The sequence below is a fragment of the Helicobacter mesocricetorum genome (genome assembly GCF_900198605.1).
GTDB lineage: Bacteria > Campylobacterota > Campylobacteria > Campylobacterales > Helicobacteraceae > Helicobacter_D > Helicobacter_D mesocricetorum.
In genome coordinates this window covers 1-5,373 of sequence record NZ_FZPJ01000042.1, presented here as the reverse complement: position 1 = coordinate 5,373, position 5,373 = coordinate 1, and the positions used below count along the sequence as shown (strand labels likewise).

The window sequence follows — 5,373 nt, the reverse complement described above, 5'->3', positions numbered from 1 at the left end:
CTTAGTTGTCAGAGATTGTTAAATTTCTGCTTATTACTTCTTGATATTTACCTTCTGATGTTTTTAAACATAATGAGATATAGCTTCTAGTTATTTAAATCCAAAAGTTTTTAGAAATTCTTGATGATATAATATTTTGTATTATGCCTATGTTGCCATTAAATAATACTATTTAAAATTATTGAAATAGGAAATTATCCTAGTATCATTAAAGCGTTAATTGATTGTTTTGGATTATTTTTCATAGTAAGGGTTAAAAAAGTAATTTTGGTATTTTGATAATTTTTTAAAAAGTAGGCAGGATAATATCCCTCAAGAAAATGACAATTTGATTAGTTTTTATGAATTTGGCATTGGCAATAGTAAGGCTTTTATAATTTTTTAATAAAAAATCTTATAGACTTCCATTTGTTAAAAACAATTCTTATAATTGTTGTTTATCAAATATTTTTAAAAAGGATGTAAAATGCGGATTCGTAAAATTGTTATGGGTTTAGCTACATTGGTATTTATTGGGAACTTCCAAGTTGTTAATGCTGCAGTGGATTTAGCAAAAGCAACTGAAACTTATCATCAATTTGTAATTGAGCAGATTGATTTGCTTGTGGCAGATACAGAAAAATTTGTGAAGGCTTTAAAAAAGGGAGATATAAAGCAAGCAAAGAAAATTTATCCACTTGCAAGAATGTATTATGAGCGCAGTGAGCCTATAGCTGAGAGCTTTGGAGATTTAGATGCTCGTATTGATTCGCGTTTGGCAGATATTGAAGAGGAGGGCAAAAACGAAAAAGATTGGAGTGGATTTCATAAAATCGAAAAAATTCTTTGGGAAGGTAATACGACAAAAGGCACCGAAGCCATAGCAAATCAGCTTTTAATGGATGTTAAGGAGCTTAGGAGCAAAATTCCAACGGTAGAGGTGAATGCGGAGTTAATGCTAACTGGAGCGGTAGATTTACTTAATGAAGTTTCGACAAGTAAAATTACAGGTGAAGAAGAGATTTTTTCTAAAACAGATCTTTATGATTTTCAGGCAAACATTGAGGGTGCAGAAAAGATTTATCAGATTCTTCGTCCTTATTTACTCCAAAAAGACAAAAAATTAGCCAATGAAATTGAAAAACAATTTAAAGCAGTTAATACTCTTCTTGCGAAATATAACTCTTCTAAAAAAGGCTACGATTTCGTAGGTTATGATAAGCTCTCATCAGCAGATATTAAAAAGCTTGCAGAGGCAGTGAATAAATTAGGAGAACCCCTTTCAAAAATGGGTGTAGTCCTAGATTAAGGTGTATCAATGAGAAGTTTAGATCGTCGCAGTTTTTTAAAAAGCATTACTATGGCTGGAGCAGGTGTTCTATCTCCTGTTATCCTTAATGCAGATTCAAAAATTCATTCCCCAAGAACTCCTACTATCAAGAATCCTTATTCATTTTTTGGCATACATCAGCAAGGCATTGCTACTCCTGCACAAAAACATATTTATTTTTTGGTTTTAGATTTGCATACTAATTCACGTTCTGATATTAAGGAGGTTTTTAAAATTTGGACTACTTATGCAAGTAAATTAACAATAGGCGAAAATGTCGCTCCTTATAGTAAAAATATCCTTATTCCTACTTTAGATACAGGAGAGGCAGACTCCCTTAACCCCTCGAATCTAACTCTAACTTTTGGTGTGGCGGCAAGTTTTTTTGACAAGTTAGGTCTTGCATCCGCTCGTCCTAAGTTATTAAAGGATTTGCCACATTTCCCAAGAGATCAATTACGGGCAGAATTTAGCGGGGGTGATATTTGCATTCAAGCTTGTGCTGATGACCCACAAGTTGCTTTTCACGCTGTGAGGAATCTTGTGCGGATAGCTAGATTGAAAGTTACAATGAAATGGTCTCAAATGGGGTTTAATTCTTCTGAAAATAACGATACACCGCGTAATTTGTTTGCTTTTAAGGATGGTACGGTTAATCCTAGAGCCAATGAGCTTGATAAAGTGGTTTGGGTAAAGGATGGAAGTTGGCTTGATAATGGCACTTATTTGGCAATTCGTCGTGTGCAAATGCATCTTGAAACTTGGGATAGGACACATTTAAAAGGACAAAATGATACTTTTGGACGAATGCGTGATTCTGGTGCGGCTTATGGTAAGAATGAAGAGTTTGAAGAAGCGGATATTACAGCACTTAACGAAAAGGGTGAAACCATTATGCCTGAAGATTCGCATGTGTTTTTGGCTAAAAAGACAGGAATGCAAATATTGCGACGTTCGTTTTCTTTTGCAAGTGGTATTGATTCTCGTACAGGGCAATTTGATGCGGGATTATTATTTATTGCATTCCAAAAAGATCCTATGCAGTTTATTAAGATTCAAAACGCCTTAGGGAATGTTGATAGGATGAATGAGTATATTACTCATATCGGGAGTGGGCTTTTTGCTTGTTTTGGGGGAGTGAGTAAAAAAAGTGGAGATTATATAGGGAAAGCTCTTTTAGGCTAATTGGGATTAATTATTTAGGAGTTTTCTATGGTGAGGCTTATTTGTTTATTCTTTTTTTTGTTTGTGGGTTTGCAAGGTGCAAATTCACAAGTGCGTGTTAGTCATTTGTTTGTAATGATTTCTGATGCTATGGAGAATGTAAAAAAAGCTAAAGTTGATGAATCTCTACCGATTTTAGAAAATTTTAAGGCTGATTTCTATGCTATTCCAACGCATAATTCATTAGCTGGTATAGAGGTTAGCAAGGCTTTAGAAACTACGATAAAAAATCCTAATTTAGATACTCTAAAAACCCTTTCTAGTGCATTACTTGCTTTTGAAAAAGAACAAAACCCTATAGATTATGAAGCAAAAACAAAGCAATTTAAAAAACGCATTTTACCCGTTTTCTTGCAGTTAGAAAAGGCAACAGAAAAGGCAATGATAGAAAAAGACATAGAAGAATTGCCTATGTTCTATAAGAGGTTTTATGATGCTTGGCAACGCAATGAACGCATAGTTGGCGATACAAGTCCCGGGCATTATGGGCAGATAGAAACTGCTCTAACGCTCTATCGTGTGGCTATGGTTAGTGAGGTTGTAGATTTTGAATCAATGAAACTACAATTACAGAAAATTAGTATCGCTTTGAAGGATTTTACCTCTGGCAATGTTTTGCAAACACAGGGCATAGAGGGTGCGCCACAGACACTCTCTGAAGGTTTAGAGCTTTTGCGTAAGGCTTTTAGAGAGTTTTCGCAAGACCAAAAACTCGCAAAAGATACAATCCTTACCTTTATGGCACAATGGTCTATATTTGAGGGTGAAGTTCGCACAAGAGATGGTAGCTTGTATAATCGTATTGAGTTAGAGCTTCCAGAGATAGCTGCTAGTGGTGCGACGCAAGAAAATATTGCTCGTTTTCAAAACCTCCTTCAATCCTTGGAGGAATTGGATGTTAATGTAGAATTTACTGCTTTTGATGCAGCTATTATTCTATTGAGAGAGGGCGTAGAAGCACTTTTAATTGTTATGGCATTATTGACTGCTTTGCAGGCAGCAAATCAGCCTAAAGGAAGAGCGTGGGTAATTGGTGGAGCTATATTTGGCGTATTATTAAGTTTGATAGCGGCTATTGCTTTGGTGCGGTTATTTCCCCTTGCAACAGCAGGAACGAATCGTGAAATACTAGAGGGTATAGTAGGTATCGTAGCGGTTATTATGATGATATTTGTAGGTGCTTGGTTGCATAGTAAATCAAATGTTGCGAGTTGGCAGGCTTATATCTCTAGTCAGATGGGAAAAGCACTTGCTCAAGGAAGTTTGTTGGGGTTGGGTAGTCTTGCATTTTTAACGGTGTTTCGAGAAGGTGCGGAGACGATACTTTTTTATGTAGGTATGATGCCTAGTATTGCTATGAGTTCTTTTCTAAGTGGTTTTGGGATTGCGTGTTTGGCGTTGGTCGTTATTGCGTATTTGATGAAAATTTTTGTCCAGAAGTTACCTATTCATTTGATATTTTGGGTGATGAGTTGGCTTATTTATGTGCTTGGGTTTAAGATTTTAGGGGTTAGTATTCACGCTTTACAGCTTACTAATACTCTTCCTCTTGATATTTTACCGATCCCTAATGTGGCATTTTTAGGGTTTTATAATAATTTACAAGGGCTTGTTGCACAGGCTGTATATGTTGTAATAGCTTTGATAGTCGTGATGTGGCAAAGACGAAATAATTATCAAAGCATACAAGGAGAGCTTAAGAGAATCTCCTCTTAAGCTAAATTACTTTTCGATAACTTCTAGTTCTATATTCAAATAAATGTCATCGCCCACAGTAAGTGTTGGGACACTTGAAGCAAATTTAAAATCCGAACGTTTGATTTTCCCATTTAATGAAAATCCTACTCTTTCTTTGCCATCTTTATCTTTTACTATACCACCAATTTCAGTTTCTAGGGTTATATCTTTAGAAACTCCTGCTAAGGTTAAAGTCCCTGTCATCTTGCCTGTTTGATTATCAATTTTTTCATATTTTTTCATCACAAAAGTCATATCAGGATATTTTTTTACCTTAAAAAAATCATCTTGTCGCAAATGATCATCTCTTGATTCATTGTCTGTATCAATAGATGCAGTTTTGATAATAGCCTTAAGTTTTTTAAATTCAGCACTCATAGGATCAAAATCAATCGTTGCTGAATAGTCATCAAAATTCCCTTTTACATTACTAATCTGCAAATGTTTAATTTTAAAACCAACATCTGTATGAACCTTGTCTAAATTGTATTCTTTAGCTAAAGCACCTGTGCTTAGTAGAGAGATGGCAACCAATGAGCCTAATAAGACTTTTTTCATTTTATTTCCTTTTTTTATACTAATTTTAATAAATAATTATAGCAAATAATATTATGGCAAACCAAATAAAACCTTATTATGGAGATTTAGCTAATTTATCCAAAATCCTTAAATCTATCTTATATGATTTTTTGTTAAATCATCAAAGATTATTAGAGGTATTAAGGTGTTTAAAATATTAAAATATTTTATAAAACTATTTAAGAGTGTAAAACCAAAGAATCCAAACTTTCCTTTAAAGATTCTCTATCACTTCTTTAATCTAAAGCAATCCCCAAGCAAAATAACAGATGAAACACAACAGAAACTAACCTAAAGCTTCTTAAGACTCTAAACTAAACAATCCCCAACCCCCTTAATCTTAAAACCTTACAAACAAGAGTAGGAAACTTAAGCTTTGATATAGAATTAATCATTGCTATATAATAACTCTAATAGATAATAAACAAAGCTGTCCTAATTGCTTGTAAGGTTTTAAACTTAAGGGAGTAAAGAAGTAAAGAGAATAAAGAATAAAAAGACTAACTAAAGAATAATAAAACCTA

General features: G+C 34.0%; 4 protein-coding genes. 3 read left to right on the top strand and 1 reads right to left on the bottom strand.

The genetic code is table 11. The features are described from left to right. Window positions 1-466: 466 nt before the first annotated feature. The 3 genes from efeO to C6H18_RS07980 are packed head-to-tail and all read left to right on the top strand — an operon-like array spanning window position 467 to window position 4,249. A complete protein-coding gene (efeO, locus tag C6H18_RS07990) occupies window positions 467-1,288 on the top strand; it encodes an iron uptake system protein EfeO (protein ID WP_104722581.1) in 822 nt (273 codons plus the stop codon). Between the two features lie 9 nt (window positions 1,289-1,297). Beyond that, a complete protein-coding gene (efeB, locus tag C6H18_RS07985) occupies window positions 1,298-2,494 on the top strand; it encodes an iron uptake transporter deferrochelatase/peroxidase subunit (protein WP_104722580.1) in 1,197 nt (398 codons plus the stop codon). A 27-nt stretch (window positions 2,495-2,521) separates the two neighbouring features. Continuing rightward, the gene (locus tag C6H18_RS07980) at window positions 2,522-4,249 is read left to right on the top strand and encodes an FTR1 family iron permease (protein ID WP_104722579.1); all 1,728 of its coding nucleotides are present in this window, start codon (window positions 2,522-2,524) and stop codon (window positions 4,247-4,249) included. Window positions 4,250-4,255: 6 nt separating this feature from the next. Here C6H18_RS07980 and C6H18_RS07975 read toward each other — a convergent pair whose 3' ends face one another. Further along, on the bottom strand, window positions 4,256-4,828 hold the full coding sequence (locus tag C6H18_RS07975; RefSeq protein WP_104722578.1) for a YceI family protein: 573 nt from the start codon (window positions 4,826-4,828) through the stop codon (window positions 4,256-4,258). Window positions 4,829-5,373 lie beyond the last annotated feature (545 nt).